We start from the raw sequence: 15,771 nt of genomic DNA on the forward strand, positions 1-15,771 counted from the left end.
CTTCTGCGTGGTCGCGGGGGGAATGAGTGCTGGTTACAATGCGGCGATTGTAACATTTCATCCCGCACCACGCCCGGAGGGTTCATGACGACATGCGATGATCTGGTGGCAGCCTGCGAGCAGGAGCTGGCCTCTGCACGTTTCAAGGATTACACCGTCAACGGCCTTCAGGTGAGCGGGCGCGAGCGCATCGGCCGGGTGATGAGCGGTGTCACTGCCTGCCAGGCACTGCTCGACGAGGCCGTCGCCTGGCAGGCCGATCTGGTGCTGGTGCATCACGGCTATTTCTGGAAGAACGAGCCGGTCAATATCATCGGCATGAAGCGGCGGCGACTGGCGACCCTGATGAGCCACGATATCAATCTGCTCGCCTATCATCTGCCTCTGGATGCCCATGCCACCCTGGGCAACAACGCGACCCTGGCCGGGCGCCTGGGATTTCGTGTCGAGGGCTGCGTCGATGGTGAGCTCGGTGAAGGGCTGATCTGGCATGGCACGCCGGCCGAGCCCATGACGCCGCAGCGTCTGGCCGAGCATGTCGGCGAACGCCTGTCGCGGACACCGCTGCTGGTCGAGTCGCCGGAAGCGGGGGAGGTGCGGCGCGTCGCCTGGTGTACCGGCGGGGCTCAGGACATGATCATCCAGGCTGCCGAGGCCGGTGCCGATGCCTTCATCTCCGGCGAAATCTCCGAGCGCACGACGCATCTGGCCCGGGAGATGGGCATCCACTACCTGGCGGCGGGGCATCATGCCACCGAGCGTTACGGCGTCCAGGCGCTCGGCGAATGGCTGGTCGAGCGTTTCGGCGTCGAGCACCGCTTCGTGGATATCGACAATCCGGCCTGATGCGACGCCCGGACCCGCCCCGGCCGGGGCGGGTCCATCGACACCTCAGTAACGTGGCGGCTGGGCGGGAGCCTCGTCGCCCTTGGACTTCAGGCCGAAGTCCTCGGAGAGCGTGCCGCGGTTGCCATCGGCATAATCGCGGGGCGCGTTGACGTCGTCACTCGTCTCGTCGGCCTGCTGGAAGTCGGGCTTGCGCGGCTTCGATGAGCCGAACCGGACGGCACTGTCATGCATTTCCTGCTGCAGGCTCTGCCCGTTGGCGAGGAGAGCGTCGAGCAGCCCTTCGGCACGTTCGAAGTGCTCGCCGAGTCCGGTACGCAGCTCGCTGAGCTCGCGGTCGCGTTCGGCGAGCCGTTGGCGCAGCTTCTGCGCGGTCCTGGCACCGCCGTTGAGCAGGTGATAGCCCAGGGCGCCGATGCCCACGCCGGCCAGCAAGCAAGCGATGGCCAGCACCCAATTGATATTGCCTTGTTCCACGTCCGTCTCCCTGAGCTGTCCTGCGATGACGGCGACCTCTTCAGACGAAGCCGCACGGCGTCCCATTATAGAGCCTGGGCCAGAGCCGGGGTCAACGGCCCTCGGCGACGGTGCCAAAGCACGTCCGCGACGCGTATAATGCTCGTCTTTCGATGTCATGCCAGGATGGATCGCAAGGAATGTCCACGAGCGATAGCGACAGGACTCTCGACGCGCCGCGAGCGGGCTCACCGCTGGCGCGCTACCGTGCCGACCTCGAACGGGATGGCTTCCAGTACGACCCGGCCCAGGAGCGGGCCGTCGAACACCTGCAGCGCCTCTTCGATGAGCTGCTGGCGACGCCGCGAACGCGCCCCAGCGCGCCGGCATCCGCCGCCAAGGGACTGAAGGCGCGCGTGTCGAACTGGTTCGGCAAGCGCGAGACGCCGGAAGAGCCTGTAATGCCGCCGATTTCCGGCCTCTATTTTTGGGGCGGCGTGGGCCGTGGCAAGACCTATCTGGTGGACGCCTTCTTCGAGGCCCTGCCCTTTCCCGAGAAGATCCGCACCCATTTCCATCGCTTCATGCAGCGGGTGCACAACGAGCTCGAGCACTACAAGGGGCAGAGCAACCCGCTGACGCTGGTCGCCGAAAAGTTCGCCGACGAGGCAAGGGTGATCTGCTTCGATGAGTTCTTCGTCAAGGACATCACCGATGCCATGATCCTGGCCAACCTGCTCGAGGCGTTGTTCGCCCGGGGCGTGGTGCTGGTGGCGACCTCCAACATCGAGCCCGCCGATCTCTACAAGGATGGCCTGCAGCGCGCCCGCTTCCTGCCGGCCATCGATCTGCTCGAGCGTCACTGTGTGGTCGTCAACGTGGACTCGGGCATCGACTATCGGCTGCGTGCCCTGGAGCAGGCCGAGATCTTCCATTCGCCGCTGGACGAGGATGCCGAGGCCGAACTGGAGCGCAGCTTCCGCTCATTGGCCGGTGGCGAGGGCGAGCGGGATGTCGCGGTCGAGGTCAACCATCGCATGCTGCAGGCGCGTCGGCTGCACGAGGACGTGGTGTGGTTCGAGTTCGCCGAGCTGTGCGACGGCCCGCGGAGCCAGAACGATTACATCGAACTGGCGCGCGAGTACCACAGCGTGCTGGTCTCCAACGTTACCTGCATGGACGGCGCCACCGATGACCTGGCGCGGCGTTTCATCAACATGGTCGACGAATTCTACGACCGTGGCGTCAAGCTGCTGATGTCCGCCGAAGCGCCGGCGGAACGGCTGTATCACAACGGCAAGCTGGAATTCGAGTTCCAGCGGACCCTGTCGCGGCTCCAGGAAATGCAGTCCCACGACTACCTCGCGCTGCCGCACAAGCCCTGACCCGGCTGCATACGGCGGGAGCGCGGCGTAGCCGCTAGAAGGGAGAAGAACGGCGCTGCACGCCTGGAAGAGGAAAGAGGCCCCTTGGAGCCCTGGTCCCGGGGACTGGCCTGTCTTTCCTCTTCCTCCTTCCCTCTTTTTCTTGTGATTGCCATGCCTGTTGCGTGTCGTGTAGAATGCGCGCTCGCTCGAAAGTTGTCGTTCGGCTCGGTGAGTCGGGGCGGCAACCAAGAAAAATAGGGATGGTCCTTTACCGGCATGCCGGTCTGGGCCCAACGCATCAACTTGGTGATTCACCCATGAAGACGTTCACTGCCAAACCGCAGTCCGTCCAGCGCGACTGGTACGTCGTCGACGCTGCGGACAAGACGCTTGGTCGCCTGGCCACTGAAATCGCTCGTCGCCTGCGCGGCAAGCACAAGCCGGAATACACCCCGCATGTCGATACCGGCGATTACATCGTCGTGATCAATGCCGAGAAGGTGAAGATCACCGGCAACAAGGCCACCGCCAAGAACTATTATCGCCACACCGGCTATCCGGGTGGTCTGCGTTCCATGAATTTCGAGCAGATGATCGATTACGCTCCGGAGCGGGTCATCGAGTTCGCGGTCAAGGGCATGCTCCCGAAGGGCCCGCTGGGTCGTGCCATGCATTCCAAGCTCAAGGTCTATGCCGGCACCGAGCACCCCCACGCCGCCCAGCAGCCGCAAGAATTGAACATCTGAGGGAGTCTTCGCCATGACACAGCAGTATTACGGTACCGGTCGCCGCAAGACCTCCACCGCCCGCGTGTTCCTGAAAGCGGGCACCGGCAAGATCACCGTCAACAATCGTGAGCTGAACGATTATTTCGGCCGCGTCACCGGTCATATGGTGGTTCGTCAGCCCCTCGAACTGACCGAGACCCTCGACCAGTTCGACGTCTACGTTACCGTCAAGGGCGGCGGTGGTTCGGCCCAGGCCGGCGCCATCCGCCACGGCATCACCCGTGCCCTGATGGAGTACAACGAGGACTTCCGCAAGCCGCTGCGCGACGCTGGCTACGTGACGCGTGACGCCCGCGAGGTCGAGCGTAAGAAGATCGGTCTGCGCAAGGCGCGTCGTCGCCCGCAGTTCTCCAAGCGTTAAACTTCGACGCTTGCCGATATCAACGCCCGGGTCATGCGACCCGGGCGTTTTTTTATGGGCATGATTTGTCGCCGCGTGGAAAGCATTATCGTGCGAGGTGGTCGTTTTTCTTGCTATGTTAGCTTTAGCTATCTGCGAGATCCGTGATTGCGTGGCGCCCAGGCGCGACGAATGACAACAACAAGGAGACGCTGAGCATTTCGGCGTGCGGCATCGTTCAAGGCGCATGAAAGCGTAGTGCGCAGGCTCGGGAGCCAGTCATGTCGTTGTTCGCCAGCGTTCTCCGAACGGACAGGCCGACGGAGAGACCAGCACATGGCAGACGATGGCGTGAACAAGGGACGACGCCGTTTCCTCGTGGCAGCGACGACCGTCATCGGGGCAGTGGGGGCGGTCGGCGTGGCGGTTCCCTTCCTGTCTTCCTGGCAACCCAGCGCCAGGGCAAGGGCGGCGGGAGCGCCCGTCAAGGCGGATATTTCCAAGCTCGAACCCGGCCAGCGCATGGTCGTCGAATGGCGTGGCCGACCGGTCTGGATTCTCGATCGTTCCGCGGAAATGATCCAGCGTACCGAAGAGCTGGGCGGCGACCGCCTGGCCGATCCCGATTCCAGCGAGCCGCAGCAACCGGACTACGTTCAGGGGCCGCTGCGATCCATCAGGCCCGAGATCGGTGTCTTCATCGGCATCTGTACCCATCTGGGCTGCTCGCCGCTTTTCAAGCCGGAACCCAATGCCGAAGGTGTCGGCGTCGATGACTGGCCGGGCGGTTTCTTCTGCCCGTGCCATGGTTCGCGTTTCGATCTGGCGGGGCGGGTGTTCCGTAACGTGCCCGCACCGCTCAACCTCGAGGTTCCCCCTTATCATTTCGAGAGTGACGCGGTGATCGTCGTCGGTCTCGGTGAAGACGAGGAGGCTGCCTGATGGGAAATCCCAACAAGCCCAAGGCGCAGCGCGGCCTGATGCGCTGGGTCGATGAGCGCTTCCCGGCCACGCAGTTGTGGCAGGATCACCTGTCCCGTTATTACGCGCCGAGAAACTTCAACTTCTGGTACTTCTTCGGCTCGCTGGCCCTGTTGGTGCTGGTCAATCAGATCATTACCGGCATCTGGTTGACCATGAGCTTCACGCCGACGGCAGAGGGGGCCTTCGACTCCGTCGAGTACATCATGCGCGATGTGGAGTGGGGCTGGTTGATCCGCTATCTCCACACCACCGGGGCGTCGGCGTTCTTCGTGGTGATCTATCTGCACATGTTCCGCGGCCTGCTGTACGGCTCCTACAAGGCGCCCCGGGAGCTGGTCTGGGTCTTCGGCATGGCCATCTACCTGGCGCTCATGGCCGAGGCCTTCATGGGCTATCTGCTGCCCTGGGGGCAGATGTCCTACTGGGGAGCCCAGGTGATCACCTCGCTGTTCTCGGCCATTCCGGCCATCGGGCCGGGGCTGGCCGAGTGGATTCGTGGCGACTATCTGGTCACGGGGATCACCCTGAACCGCTTCTTTGCCCTGCATGTGGTGGCCCTGCCGATCGTCATCCTGGCGCTGGTGGTGCTGCATATCGTGGCGCTGCACGAGGTCGGTTCCAACAATCCCGATGGCATCGAGATCAAGGACAAGACCGACGGCAATGGCAAGCCACTGGATGGCATTCCCTTCCATCCCTATTACACGGTCAAGGATCTGGTCGGCGTGGCCGTGTTCCTGTTCGTGTTCTGCGTGGTGGTCTTCTATTTCCCCGAAGGGGGCGGCTATTTCATCGAGAAGCCCAATTTCGAGCCGGCCGATCCCCTGCAGACGCCGGATCATATCGCGCCGGTATGGTACTTCACGCCCTTCTACGCGATTCTGCGTGGCGTCACCTTCTCGGTGTTCGGCCTGGAGGCCAAGTTCCTCGGCGTCGTCTGCATGGGGCTGGCGATCGGCCTGTTGTTCGTGTTGCCCTGGCTGGATCGCAGTCCGGTACGCTCGATGCGCTACAAGGGGTGGATCTCCCGAGTGATGCTGGGGCTGTTCGTGGTCTGTTTCAGCGTGCTTGGTGTGCTCGGCGTGCTGCCGTCCACGGAAACGCGCACGACGATCGCTCAGGTATGCACGCTGGGTTATTTCGCCTACTTCCTGCTGATGCCGTTCTACACCCGTCTGGAAAAGACCAGGCCCGTGCCGGAAAGGGTGACCGACTGATGAGAAAATCACTGTTTGCACTGTGCATCGTCTTGCTGCCGGTAACCGGTCTCGCCGCCAGTGGCGGTGGCGCCGATCTACGGGACATGACGCCGGATCTGCACGACAAGGCCTCGCTGCAGAATGGCATGAAGCTCTTCGTCAACTACTGCATGGGCTGTCATTCTCTGAAACATCAGCGCTTCTCGCGGGCCGCCGAGGATCTTGAGATTCCCCGGGAACTGGTCGAGGACAACCTGATATTCGCCGATGCCCATGCCTTCAATGACCAGATGAGCAATGCCATGGAAGGTGAGCAGGGCGAAGCCTGGTTCGGTGCCGCACCGCCTGACCTGACCCTGGTGACCCGGCTGCGCGGCGTCGACTGGGTCTATTCCTATCTGCTCGGGTTCTATCGTGACCCGGAGCGACCCACGGGCGTGAACAATACGGTTTTCCCGCTGGTGGCCATGCCCAATGTGCTGGAGCCGCTCCAGGGCGTGCAGCAGCAGGTGTGTGGCGATGCGCAAGAGGCGGGGCATGAGGAAGACGGCTCGGCCTGCCATCTCGAGCTCGTTCGCGAGGGCTCGATGTCGCCCGATGAGTTCGAGCGCGCGATGTTCGATCTGACCAATTTCCTGGCTTATGCCAGTGAGCCATCCAGGCTGAAGGCCGAGGCCCTGGCACCCAAGGTTCTGATCTTTCTCTTCGTCTTCGCCGTCGTGGCCTACCTGCTCAAGCGCGAGTACTGGCGCGACGTTCACTGAATCGTTCCGATTCGTCGATGCGACATTTCACGACGCCCCCCGTCCGGGGTGCGTCGTGTTATCATTCCGGCACGAACTGATGCGAGGATTGTTTCATGGGTGTAGTGGCCAAGCGGTCATCGATGATCTTCTATTCCGGGGGCGATGATCATTACAGTCATCGTGTACGTATTGTGCTCGCCGAGAAGGGCGTGGCCGTGGACATCGTCGAGGTCACCGAGGATAACCATCCCGAGGAGCTCGCCGATCTCAATCCGTACAACAGTGTCCCCACGCTGCTCGACCGCGATCTGGTGCTCTACGAGTCCAAGGTGATGATGGAGTATCTGGACGAGCGTTTCCCGCATCCGCCGCTGTTGCCGGTCTATCCGGTGGCCCGTGCCCAGAGTCGGCTGTGGATGCACCGCATCGAACGCGAGTGGTGCCCGCTGGTCGAACAGGTCCGCAATGGGTCGAAGAAGGAAGCCGACAAGGCGCGCAAGGAGCTGCGCGAGAGTCTGGTCGGGATTTCACCGATCTTCGAGGACATGCCGTTCTTCATGAGCGATGAATTTACCCTGGTGGATTGCTGCCTGGCACCGATCCTGTGGCGCTTGCCGTCACTGGGCATCGAGTTGCCCGAAAAGCAGGTCCAGCCGTTGATGGGCTATATGGAGCGGGTCTTCGAGCGCGAGGGCTTCAAGGCTGCGCTGAGCGAGGCCGAGCGCGAGATGCGTCCCTGAATTTTCACCCCGTTCGAGGTACAGACCCCAGGAGGGCCGAACGATGCATTCAAGCCGTCCCTATATTGCCCGGGCCCTTTATCAGTGGTTGCTGGACAACGAGTTGACGCCTTATATCGTGGTCGATGCCGAGCAGGAAGGCGTCGAGGTTCCCAGGCAATTTGTCCAGAATGGCCAGATCGTGCTCAACATGGGCGTATCGGCCATTCGCGATCTGTCCATGGAGAATGAGGCGATCTCTTTCTCGGCGCGTTTCGGCGGCAAGCCGACGCAGCTCATGGTGCCCATGGAGGCGCTGATTGCCATCTACGCACGCGAGAATGGCGTCGGCATGGTCTTCGGTCATGAGCCGGTGATGCCCGATGTCGGCCACGACGAAAGCGAGGCCGAAACAGGACAGGATGAGGCGAAAGGACCGACGCTGGCCAGTGTCGACGAGACCGAAGAGAGCGAGGCGTCGTCCTCCGAGCGGGAAGGCGAGACGCCCAGGAAAGGGCGCCCCTCTCTGCGGGTCGTCAAGTGAGTCGGTGAATCGCGCCGGCCGGTGCTTCGGTGCCGGCAGGCGAAGAAACGCAAACGGCAGGCCTTTGGCCTGCCGTTTGTGTATGCAATGGCGATCGGTCGATCAGTCGAGGTAGTCGAAGACCTTGATGATGCGCTGCATGCCACCGGCATTCGAGACCACCGAGACGATGCGATCGGCCTCGGCCCGGCTGACGATGCCCATCAGGTAGACAGTGGCATTCTCGGTGACGACCAGCAGTCGGCTTGAGTCGATGGACTCGTTGGCGGCCAGGGCGGTGCGCACCTTGGTGGTGATCCAGGTGTCGGTGAGTCGCTGGCTGCTGGGCAGGTTGGCGGCAATGGTGAGCTCGTCGTGCACCTTGCGTACATTGCGGACCTGCTCGGCCACCTGTACGGCCATGTCCTTGAGCTCCTGGCTGGGGACCTGGCCGGTGAGCAGGACCACGCCATTGAAGGCGTTGACGTTGATGCGGGCGTCGCCGAGTCGGGCATCGTTGGCCTTGAGGTTATGGGAGATCTTGTCCTCGATGTTCGAGTCCTCGACCTTGGTGCCTTCGGTGCGCTGGCCGTAATGTTCGCTGATGGGGGCCGAAGAGGCGCAGCCGGTCAGGACGAGCAGGCAGATGAGGGTCAGGGCGGTACACAGGGATTTATAGGACATGGGGGTCACTCGCTTGCGCCGAAAAGCTGTTCATCGATCAGGTCGCACAGACAGTGGATCACCAGCAGGTGAACTTCCTGGATGCGTGCGGTGGACGTGGCCGGGACGCGTATCTCGCAGTCGTCCTGGCCCAGCAAGGAGGCCATGTTGCCACCATCGCGGCCGGTCAGGGCGACTACCGTCATTTCGCGATCGTGGGCGGCCTGGATGGCCTGGATGACATTGCCGGAGTTGCCGCTGGTGGAAATGGCCAGCAGCACGTCGCCGGGTTGTCCCAGTGCGCGAACCTGCTTGGAATAGACGTCGTTGTAGCTGTAGTCGTTGGCGATGGAGGTCAGGGTCGAGGTATCGGTGGTCAGGGCCAGAGCGGGCAGGCTGGGGCGCTCCCGCTCGAAGCGATTGAGCAGTTCCGAGGAGAAGTGCTGGCTGTCGCCGGCGCTGCCGCCGTTGCCGCAGGCCAGTATCTTTCCTTCGTTGACCAGGGCCTGCACCATCATCTGGCTGGCCACCTCGATGAAGGGTGGCAGCACCTCGCTGGCATAGGTCTTGGTGTCGATGCTGGCGTTGAAGTGTCCGAGAATGCGGGTCTGGAAATCCATCTTGGCTTCCTGGTCCTTGGGTCAGAACGCTTCGAAGGCCCCCGCCACCCATTCGAACTCGAGCTCGGGGGGTGTACCGGTCGCAGCCAGTACATCGAAGCGGCAAGCACATGATAGCCGGTTGCGCTGGAGATAAAAACGCGCCGCCTTGATCAGGCGACGACGTTTGGTGGCAGTGACGGTCTCCAGTGGGTGGCCATGGCGGATGTCGGCGCGATGCCGGACCTCCACGAACACCAGGGTGTCGCCGTCACGCATGATCAGGTCGATCTCGCCACCCTTGGCGTGCTGGTTGGTGGCGACGAGGACGAGGCCCCGTGCCACCAGCCAGTCGGCGGCGAGCCGTTCGACCCTGGCGCCCCGGGCGCGGGCGTCAGGGCAGGGCATCGCCGATGCTTCCCGGTGACAGCACCGGCTGGGGAACGCCGTTGCTGAAAAGGGCCCAGGGCAGCTGACGCTGGATGCGGCCGTCCTCGGCCACGCTCAGGGTGCCGGTGGCGCCGAACAGTTCGCTGCCGGGAATGGCCTGGAACTGCGGCAGGCGCCGTGTCAGCTCATAGGCATCCACGCCCATGGCCATCAGCCGGAACATCGAGGGATCGGACTCCTGACGGAGCTGGTGATAGCTGTCGAGGAAGGGCAGGGCGTCCTCGCCTCCCACGGCGGCATCCGGAATCTGCCAGGGAATGTCGATGAAGCGGACGCCATCGAGATCCTTGTCCAGCCGTGGCTGGGGTTGCCCCTCATAGAGATGGGAGGTGGCGTAGACCGGCAGATCAGAGGCGGAATAATAATCGAGGGTGGGCGGTACCTGGCGAGCGTACTCCGGCAACGCCAGCAAAAAGAGCATGTCGGGCCTGGGGGAGCTGACGGCCTGCCGGGTGCTCTCGGTGGCCGGTTGCCCGGGGTTGTAGCGTTCGGTGCGGGTGATCTCGCCGCCGTTGGCGAGCCAGGTGTCCCGGAAGGCTTCGCTGACCCGGCGTCCCCAGTCGTTGCCGGGAACCATCACGGCGGCGCGGCGCAGGCCGTCCATCCGCCCCCGGCGGGCCACTTGCCGTGCCTCGTTCTCGGCGGACAGTCCGTACTGGAAGAGGTTTTCGGCCTGATTGCGCTCGGCCGTCCCGTAGTTGAGCGCCAGGGTCGGCAGGGGAACCTGATCGCGCTGTTCGAGGCGGCTGACCAGATCCTTGTCCAGCGGGCCGATCACGGCCTGGGCACCACGGTTGCGGGCTTCGCGGTAGAGCGCATCGAGATCGCCTCCGGAAGAGTCGATGAAGCTCAGCCGGGCACCGCTGGCGCCGTCGTTGACCTCGTTGAGGTGGTGAGTGCGCATGCCTTGCTCGATGGCCTCGGCCACATTGGCGAGCGGTCCGCTCTCGGGCAGGAAGACGGCGATGTGGCGGATCTCGCGGCCACGCAGGTCGCGCAGTGCCAGGATCTTGGACGGCAGCCGGCGCGCGGCGGGATGGTCCGGGTGCTGGGCGCGCCAGTCGTCGATCTGCTGGAAGAGGCGCTCGATGTCGCCGCTGCCGTCGCGAACCAGGTCGGTCAGGGCCAGCCAGGCCCGGGTGTCGGCTTCCTGACTGCCACGCAACTTGCTCAGGGAGCCGGCGGGAAGACGGGACAGCTGCGCCCAGATCGGATCGTTGAGGTCTTCGCTGTCGTTGGCGGCCTGGAGGCGCAGCAAGGCCGCAGCGGCGGGCAAGGGCTTGTCGAGCTCGCCGAGGGCGCGGCCGAGCCGCTCCAGCAGCAGATTGGCCTGCTCGCGGGGCGGGGTGTCGCTCTTGAGCAGCTGACCGGCCTGGACCACGGCATGCGGGTCGTTCTGGGACTCGCCCAGTTCGGAGAGCAGCAGGGCCCAGCGGCGGCGCTGTTCGGCCGACAGTTGCCCATCGTCGATATTCTTGGCGATCTCCAGTGCCTGGGGAGCGCGTCCCTGGCGTGCTAGGATGTCGGCGGCTTCCAGCCGGGAGCGTGCGGCCGCTGCCGGTGCTTGCTGGTTGGCTTCTTGCAGCAGTTGATCCGGGTCATCCGCCGGTTGGCGTTGGGTCATGCTCGGTTGCATGCCGCAGCCGGCCAGGAGTAGCGCCAGAAGCGCGGCGGCCAGGGGGCCGCGAGACGAAATCTTCATCGATCCTTCCTTGTCCCATTGTTCCGGAATGCATCCCAGGGGGCCGAAATGTCAGACGCGAGTACAGGTTCATTGTACGTGGTTGCCACGCCGATTGGGAATCTGGAGGACCTGAGCCCGCGAGCCGCCCGGGTGCTGGGCGAGGTGGCGCTGGTGGCCGCCGAGGATACCCGGCATACGTCACGCTTGTTGCGGCATCTGGGCATTGCGCCGGCCGTTGTGTCCTTGCACGAGCATAACGAAGCCGGGCGGGTCGAGCAGATCGACGCGCGCCTGGCGGCCGGCGAGGACGTGGCCCTGGTCAGCGATGCTGGCACGCCACTGATCAGTGATCCGGGGTTCGTGCTGGTGCGCGAGTTGCGGGCCCGGGGGCGTCGCGTGACACCGGTGCCGGGGGCGTGCGCCCTGGTGGCGGCGCTCTCGGCGGCCGGCCTGGCCACCGACCGTTTCCTGTTCAACGGTTTTCTGCCGGCCAAGGGAGGCGCCCGGCGTGCCCGACTGGAGGCGCTGGTCGAGCGTGAGGAGAGCCTGGTGTTCTACGAGTCGCCGCATCGCATCGAAGCCACGCTCGCCGATCTATCGACGGTTTTCGGCGAACGGAGACTGGTCCTGGCGAGGGAACTGACCAAGACCTTCGAGACGTTCCTCGACGGCAGTGCCGATGAGCTGATCGCCCGCCTGGAAGCGGATCCCGACCAGGCGCGTGGCGAATTCGTGGTGATGGTGGAGGGCGCCGCGCCACGGGAGGTCGGCGAGACCGCCACGCTCGAGGCCGATGCCCTGCTGGCGTCGCTGCTGGCCGAAGGGGTCGGCGTCAAGCAGGCGGCCGGTGCCGCGGCGCGCTTGCTGGGTGGTGCCAAGAAAACCTGGTATGCCCGGGCACAGCAGCTCAAGGACGGGGATTGAGGGGGTGTCGCGGCACTGGTATGCTTGCCTCCGGGAGTTGGCCAGACAGTCGCCGCCGGTCGCCGTTTTGCGGGATCGGGGGAGGAAAGTCCGGGCTCCATAGGGCAGAGTGCCAGGTAACGCCTGGGCGGTGCGAGCCGACGGAAAGTGCAGCAGAGAGTAGACCGCCTACGCCTCCTGCGGGAGGCCGGTAAGGGTGAAAGGGTGCGGTAAGAGCGCACCGCGCGCCTGGTAACAGTGCGTGGCACGGTAAACCCCACTCGGAGCAAGACCAAATAGGAACCCAATGGCGTGGCCCGCGCTGGGTTCGGGTAGGTCGCTTGAGAACGCCGGTGACGACGTTCCTAGACGAATGACTGTCCGAGACAGAACCCGGCTTATCGGCCGACTCCCTCCGAATTCCGCTATCGTTCATGATGATGCCGTCACGCACGGTCCCTCCCTGTCCGCCACGAGAACCGCATGTCGTCACCCGCTTCCGAACAACCCTCCCGCGGATTTCGCCATGCCAGCGTATTGCTCGATGGCGCGGTCGAGACCCTGGTTCATGATCCGTCGGGCCGTTATCTGGACGGCACCTTCGGGCGTGGCGGGCACTCCCGCGCCATTCTGGAGCGTCTTTCGCCCCAGGGGCGTCTGCTGGCCATCGATCGCGATCCGCAGGCCATCCAGGAAGCGGCCGCCATCGAGGACGCGCGGTTTGCCTTCGAGCGCGGGGATTTCGCGCGCCTCGGCGACTTCGCCCGGGCGCATGATCTGCATGGCAAGCTCGACGGTATCCTGCTCGATGTCGGGGTCTCCTCGCCGCAGCTCGATGATCCCGAACGGGGCTTCAGCTTCCTGCGCGATGGCCCGCTGGACATGCGCATGGATCCGGAGCACGGCGAGAGCGCGGCGGCCTGGATCGCCCGTGCTGACGAAGGCGAGATTGCCCGCGTCTTCAAGACCTACGGCGAGGAGCGTTTCGCACGGCGCCTGGCGCGTGCCATCGTGGCGCGGCGCGGTGAGCGAGCCTTCACTCGCACCGCGGATCTCGCCGAGGTGATCAAGGCCGCGCATCCCGCCTGGGAAAAGGGAAAGCATCCGGCGACCCGGGCCTTCCAGGCGTTGCGCATCCAGGTCAACGGCGAACTCGAGCAACTCGATCTCGCTCTCGAGGCAGCTCTCGAGGCGTTGGCGCCGGGCGGCCATCTGGTGGTGATCAGCTTCCATTCGCTGGAGGACCGTCGCGTCAAGCGCTTCATTCGCGATCACGTCCGGGGAGATACTCATCTACCACGCGGGATACCGCTGCGTGATGACCAGATCCAGCGTCGTCTCGAGGCGCTGGGCAAGGCGCGCCGCCCCACCAGCGAAGAAGTCGAGGACAATCCCCGTGCCCGCAGTGCCGTGATGCGTGCGGCGCGTAAACGCTATTGAAGGGAGTGACATGGCTCAGGGACGCAATGCCTCCACGACATCGGGCTTCGGCTGGCCGGTCGAGCGGCCACGGCCGACCCTCATGCTGCTGCTCAACGGCGTGTTGCTGGCGCTGTGCCTGGTCTCGTCGCTGGCGGTGATCGCCACCAGCCATGAGATCCGCGAGCGCTATGCGCGCCTCCAGCAGCTCGAGAACGAGCAGCAGCAGTTGCAGACCGAATGGGGGCAGCTGTTGCTGGAAGAGAGTGCCTGGTCGTCGCCGTCGCGAATCGAGCGACTGGCCTCGCAGCGCCTGGAAATGCGCCTGCCCGATGTCGACGAGGTGGAGGTGATCCAGCCATGAGCCGAGATGCACCGAACGGCGTCACGCCGCGCCGTCCTCCGCCCATGGCCCCGATGGGGCGTGCACGCTATATCGTGATCATGACGCTGGTGCTCGTCGGCCTGGGACTGCTGGTGGGACGCATCGTCGATCTGCATGTCTTCGATCATTCCTTCCTGCAGGGCCAGGGCGATGCCCGCACCCTGCGCGTCGACGAGATCCCCGCCCACCGTGGCATGATCACCGACCGTCATGGCGATCCGCTGGCCATCTCGACGCCCGTGGTGACCCTGTGGGCCAATCCCCAGGATCTGCCCGACGATGGTATTCAGCGCCTGCGACTGGCCCAGGCGCTCGGCCAGGACCTCGATGCGCTCGATGCACGCATCGAACGTTACGCCGATCGCGAATTCATGTACCTGCAGCGTCGCATGACGCCGGCCGAGGCCCAGGAGGTTCTCGATCTCCACGTGCCCGGCGTGCATGCGCGCCGGGAATACAAGCGCTATTACCCGGCCGGGGAAGTGACCGCCCAACTGCTTGGCGTGACCAACATCGACGATCAGGGCCAGGAGGGGCTCGAACTGGCCTACCAGCCCTACCTCGCCGGGGTGCCGGGCAAGCGTCGGGTGCTCAAGGATCGTCGTGGGCGCCTGGTGCGCGACCTCGAGGTGCTCGAGGATGCCCAGCCCGGCGGCGATTTGACGCTGTCCATCGACCAGAGCCTGCAATACATGGCCTATCGCGAGCTCAAGAAGGCGGTCGATGAGAACGAGGCCGATGGCGGCACCCTGGTGATGCTCGACGCCGATACCGGCGAAGTCCTGGCGATGGCCAACCAGCCATCCTACAACCCCAACAATCGTGCCGGCCTCGACCCGGAGGGGTTGCGCAATCAGGCCATCGTCGATGTCTTCGAGCCGGGGTCGGTGATGAAGCCACTGGCCATGTCGGCGTTGCTGGAAACCGGCAAGTTTCCGCCCGATACCGTCGTCGATACCTCGCCGGGCTGGATGGTGATCGACGGTTATACCATTCGGGATGTCTCCAACAACGGCAAGCTGTCCCTGGCCGGTATCCTGCGCAAGTCATCCAACATCGGCATGTCCAAGCTGACGCTTCAGCTCGACGAGCCCAGGGTGCCCCAGCGTTATCGGGCGCTTGGCTTCGACCGTGCTCCGGGCACCGGTTTTCCCGGTGAGGCCACGGGCAGCGTTCCTTCGCCGCAGGTCTGGTCCAGCAGCCAATGGGCGGCACTTTCCTATGGATATGGTCTGTCGGTGTCGGCGTTGCAATTGGCCAGCGCCTATACGGCCATCGCCAATCATGGGCGACGCTTGCCCCCGTCGTTGCTGCGCTTGTCCAAGACGCCCAAGGGCGAACCGGTCATCGAGCCCGCGGTTGCCGATCGCGTGCTCGGCATGATGGACGAAGTCGTGGCGCCCGGTACCGGAGCGCGCCGTGGCATGGTGCCGGGCTATAGTGTGGCGGGCAAGACGGGCACGGTGCGCAAGACCGGCAGCGGCGGCTACCAGGAACGTACCTATCGCGCCCTGTTCGTCGGCATCGCGCCCGTCTCCGATCCGCGTATCATCGCCGTGGTGATGATCGACCATCCCCGTGGTGACGCCTATTATGGCGGGGCCATCGCCGCGCCGGTCTTTTCCCGCGTGGCCGGTAATGCCCTGCGTCTGCTGGATGTTCCACCCGACCGACCGAGCCAGGACGACGATGCTTGATTC

General features: G+C 64.3%; 18 protein-coding genes and 1 other RNA gene. 14 read left to right on the forward strand and 5 right to left on the reverse strand.

Annotated elements, in window-relative coordinates; translation table 11 throughout:
- Window positions 1-84 precede the first annotated feature (84 nt).
- Window positions 85-846 carry a Nif3-like dinuclear metal center hexameric protein gene (locus HELO_RS05075; protein ID WP_013331695.1) on the forward strand — a complete coding sequence of 254 codons (762 nt, stop codon included), beginning with the start codon at window positions 85-87 and terminating at the stop codon, window positions 844-846.
- Window positions 847-891: 45 nt separating this feature from the next.
- On the opposite strand, the gene HELO_RS05080 is transcribed toward HELO_RS05075, so the two are convergent.
- Window positions 892-1,323, reverse strand: a complete 432-nt coding sequence (locus HELO_RS05080; protein WP_041601928.1) for a YhcB family protein — start codon at window positions 1,321-1,323, stop codon at window positions 892-894.
- Between the two features lie 179 nt (window positions 1,324-1,502).
- On the opposite strand from HELO_RS05080, the gene zapE reads away from it, so the two are divergent.
- The 8 genes from zapE to HELO_RS05120 all read left to right on the forward strand — a co-directional run bounded on the left by zapE (window position 1,503) and on the right by HELO_RS05120 (window position 7,989).
- A complete protein-coding gene (gene zapE / locus HELO_RS05085) occupies window positions 1,503-2,687 on the forward strand; it encodes a cell division protein ZapE (RefSeq protein WP_041601929.1) in 1,185 nt (394 codons plus the stop codon).
- Between the two features lie 299 nt (window positions 2,688-2,986).
- A complete protein-coding gene (gene rplM / locus HELO_RS05090) occupies window positions 2,987-3,415 on the forward strand; it encodes a 50S ribosomal protein L13 (protein WP_013331697.1) in 429 nt (142 codons plus the stop codon).
- Window positions 3,416-3,428: 13 nt separating this feature from the next.
- Entirely contained in the window at window positions 3,429-3,818 is a 390-nt protein-coding gene (rpsI, locus tag HELO_RS05095) for a 30S ribosomal protein S9 (protein ID WP_013331698.1), read from the forward strand.
- A 315-nt stretch (window positions 3,819-4,133) separates the two neighbouring features.
- Window positions 4,134-4,739, forward strand: a complete 606-nt coding sequence (petA, locus tag HELO_RS05100; protein WP_013331699.1) for a ubiquinol-cytochrome c reductase iron-sulfur subunit — start codon at window positions 4,134-4,136, stop codon at window positions 4,737-4,739.
- Entirely contained in the window at window positions 4,739-5,998 is a 1,260-nt protein-coding gene (locus HELO_RS05105) for a cytochrome b (protein WP_013331700.1), read from the forward strand. Before petA ends, HELO_RS05105 begins: the two co-directional genes overlap by 1 nt.
- The gene (locus HELO_RS05110) at window positions 5,998-6,744 is read left to right on the forward strand and encodes a cytochrome c1 (RefSeq protein WP_013331701.1); all 747 of its coding nucleotides are present in this window, start codon (window positions 5,998-6,000) and stop codon (window positions 6,742-6,744) included. Before HELO_RS05105 ends, HELO_RS05110 begins: the two co-directional genes overlap by 1 nt.
- A gap of 95 nt (window positions 6,745-6,839) precedes the next feature.
- Entirely contained in the window at window positions 6,840-7,466 is a 627-nt protein-coding gene (gene sspA / locus HELO_RS05115; protein WP_013331702.1) for a stringent starvation protein SspA, read from the forward strand.
- 43 nt (window positions 7,467-7,509) lie between these two features.
- Window positions 7,510-7,989: a ClpXP protease specificity-enhancing factor gene (locus HELO_RS05120; protein WP_013331703.1), complete on the forward strand. Its 480-nt coding sequence runs from the start codon at window positions 7,510-7,512 to the stop codon at window positions 7,987-7,989.
- Window positions 7,990-8,091: 102 nt separating this feature from the next.
- Here the strand turns inward: HELO_RS05120 and HELO_RS05125 are convergent, their stop codons facing one another.
- From HELO_RS05125 to HELO_RS05140, 4 genes are read right to left on the reverse strand one after another with little or no spacing between them, the layout of a single operon-like run.
- Window positions 8,092-8,652: a BON domain-containing protein gene (locus HELO_RS05125; RefSeq protein WP_013331704.1), complete on the reverse strand. Its 561-nt coding sequence runs from the start codon at window positions 8,650-8,652 to the stop codon at window positions 8,092-8,094.
- A gap of 5 nt (window positions 8,653-8,657) precedes the next feature.
- Complete coding sequence (locus HELO_RS05130) at window positions 8,658-9,251, reverse strand: phosphoheptose isomerase (protein ID WP_013331705.1); 594 nt, start codon at window positions 9,249-9,251, stop codon at window positions 8,658-8,660.
- A 21-nt stretch (window positions 9,252-9,272) separates the two neighbouring features.
- On the reverse strand, window positions 9,273-9,638 hold the full coding sequence (locus HELO_RS05135; RefSeq protein WP_013331706.1) for a YraN family protein: 366 nt from the start codon (window positions 9,636-9,638) through the stop codon (window positions 9,273-9,275).
- Window positions 9,625-11,382 carry a penicillin-binding protein activator gene (locus HELO_RS05140; RefSeq protein WP_013331707.1) on the reverse strand — a complete coding sequence of 586 codons (1,758 nt, stop codon included), beginning with the start codon at window positions 11,380-11,382 and terminating at the stop codon, window positions 9,625-9,627. The genes HELO_RS05135 and HELO_RS05140 overlap by 14 nt, the downstream gene beginning before the upstream one ends.
- 48 nt (window positions 11,383-11,430) lie before the next feature.
- Between HELO_RS05140 and rsmI the strand changes: the two genes are divergently transcribed.
- From rsmI to HELO_RS05165, 5 genes are all read left to right on the forward strand, one after another.
- Window positions 11,431-12,288: a 16S rRNA (cytidine(1402)-2'-O)-methyltransferase gene (gene rsmI / locus HELO_RS05145; protein ID WP_013331708.1), complete on the forward strand. Its 858-nt coding sequence runs from the start codon at window positions 11,431-11,433 to the stop codon at window positions 12,286-12,288.
- 33 nt (window positions 12,289-12,321) lie between these two features.
- Window positions 12,322-12,684, forward strand: an RNA gene (gene rnpB, locus HELO_RS05150) — RNase P RNA component class A.
- A gap of 66 nt (window positions 12,685-12,750) precedes the next feature.
- Window positions 12,751-13,707: a 16S rRNA (cytosine(1402)-N(4))-methyltransferase RsmH gene (rsmH, locus tag HELO_RS05155; protein ID WP_013331709.1), complete on the forward strand. Its 957-nt coding sequence runs from the start codon at window positions 12,751-12,753 to the stop codon at window positions 13,705-13,707.
- Between the two features lie 10 nt (window positions 13,708-13,717).
- Window positions 13,718-14,050 (forward strand): cell division protein FtsL, encoded by a 333-nt coding sequence (ftsL, locus tag HELO_RS05160; RefSeq protein ID WP_013331710.1) that lies wholly within the window; start codon window positions 13,718-13,720, stop codon window positions 14,048-14,050.
- Window positions 14,047-15,768 (forward strand): peptidoglycan D,D-transpeptidase FtsI family protein, encoded by a 1,722-nt coding sequence (locus HELO_RS05165; RefSeq protein WP_013331711.1) that lies wholly within the window; start codon window positions 14,047-14,049, stop codon window positions 15,766-15,768. Before ftsL ends, HELO_RS05165 begins: the two co-directional genes overlap by 4 nt.
- Window positions 15,769-15,771 lie beyond the last annotated feature (3 nt).

It is taken from the genome of Halomonas elongata DSM 2581 (assembly GCF_000196875.2).
Classification (GTDB): domain Bacteria; phylum Pseudomonadota; class Gammaproteobacteria; order Pseudomonadales; family Halomonadaceae; genus Halomonas; species Halomonas elongata.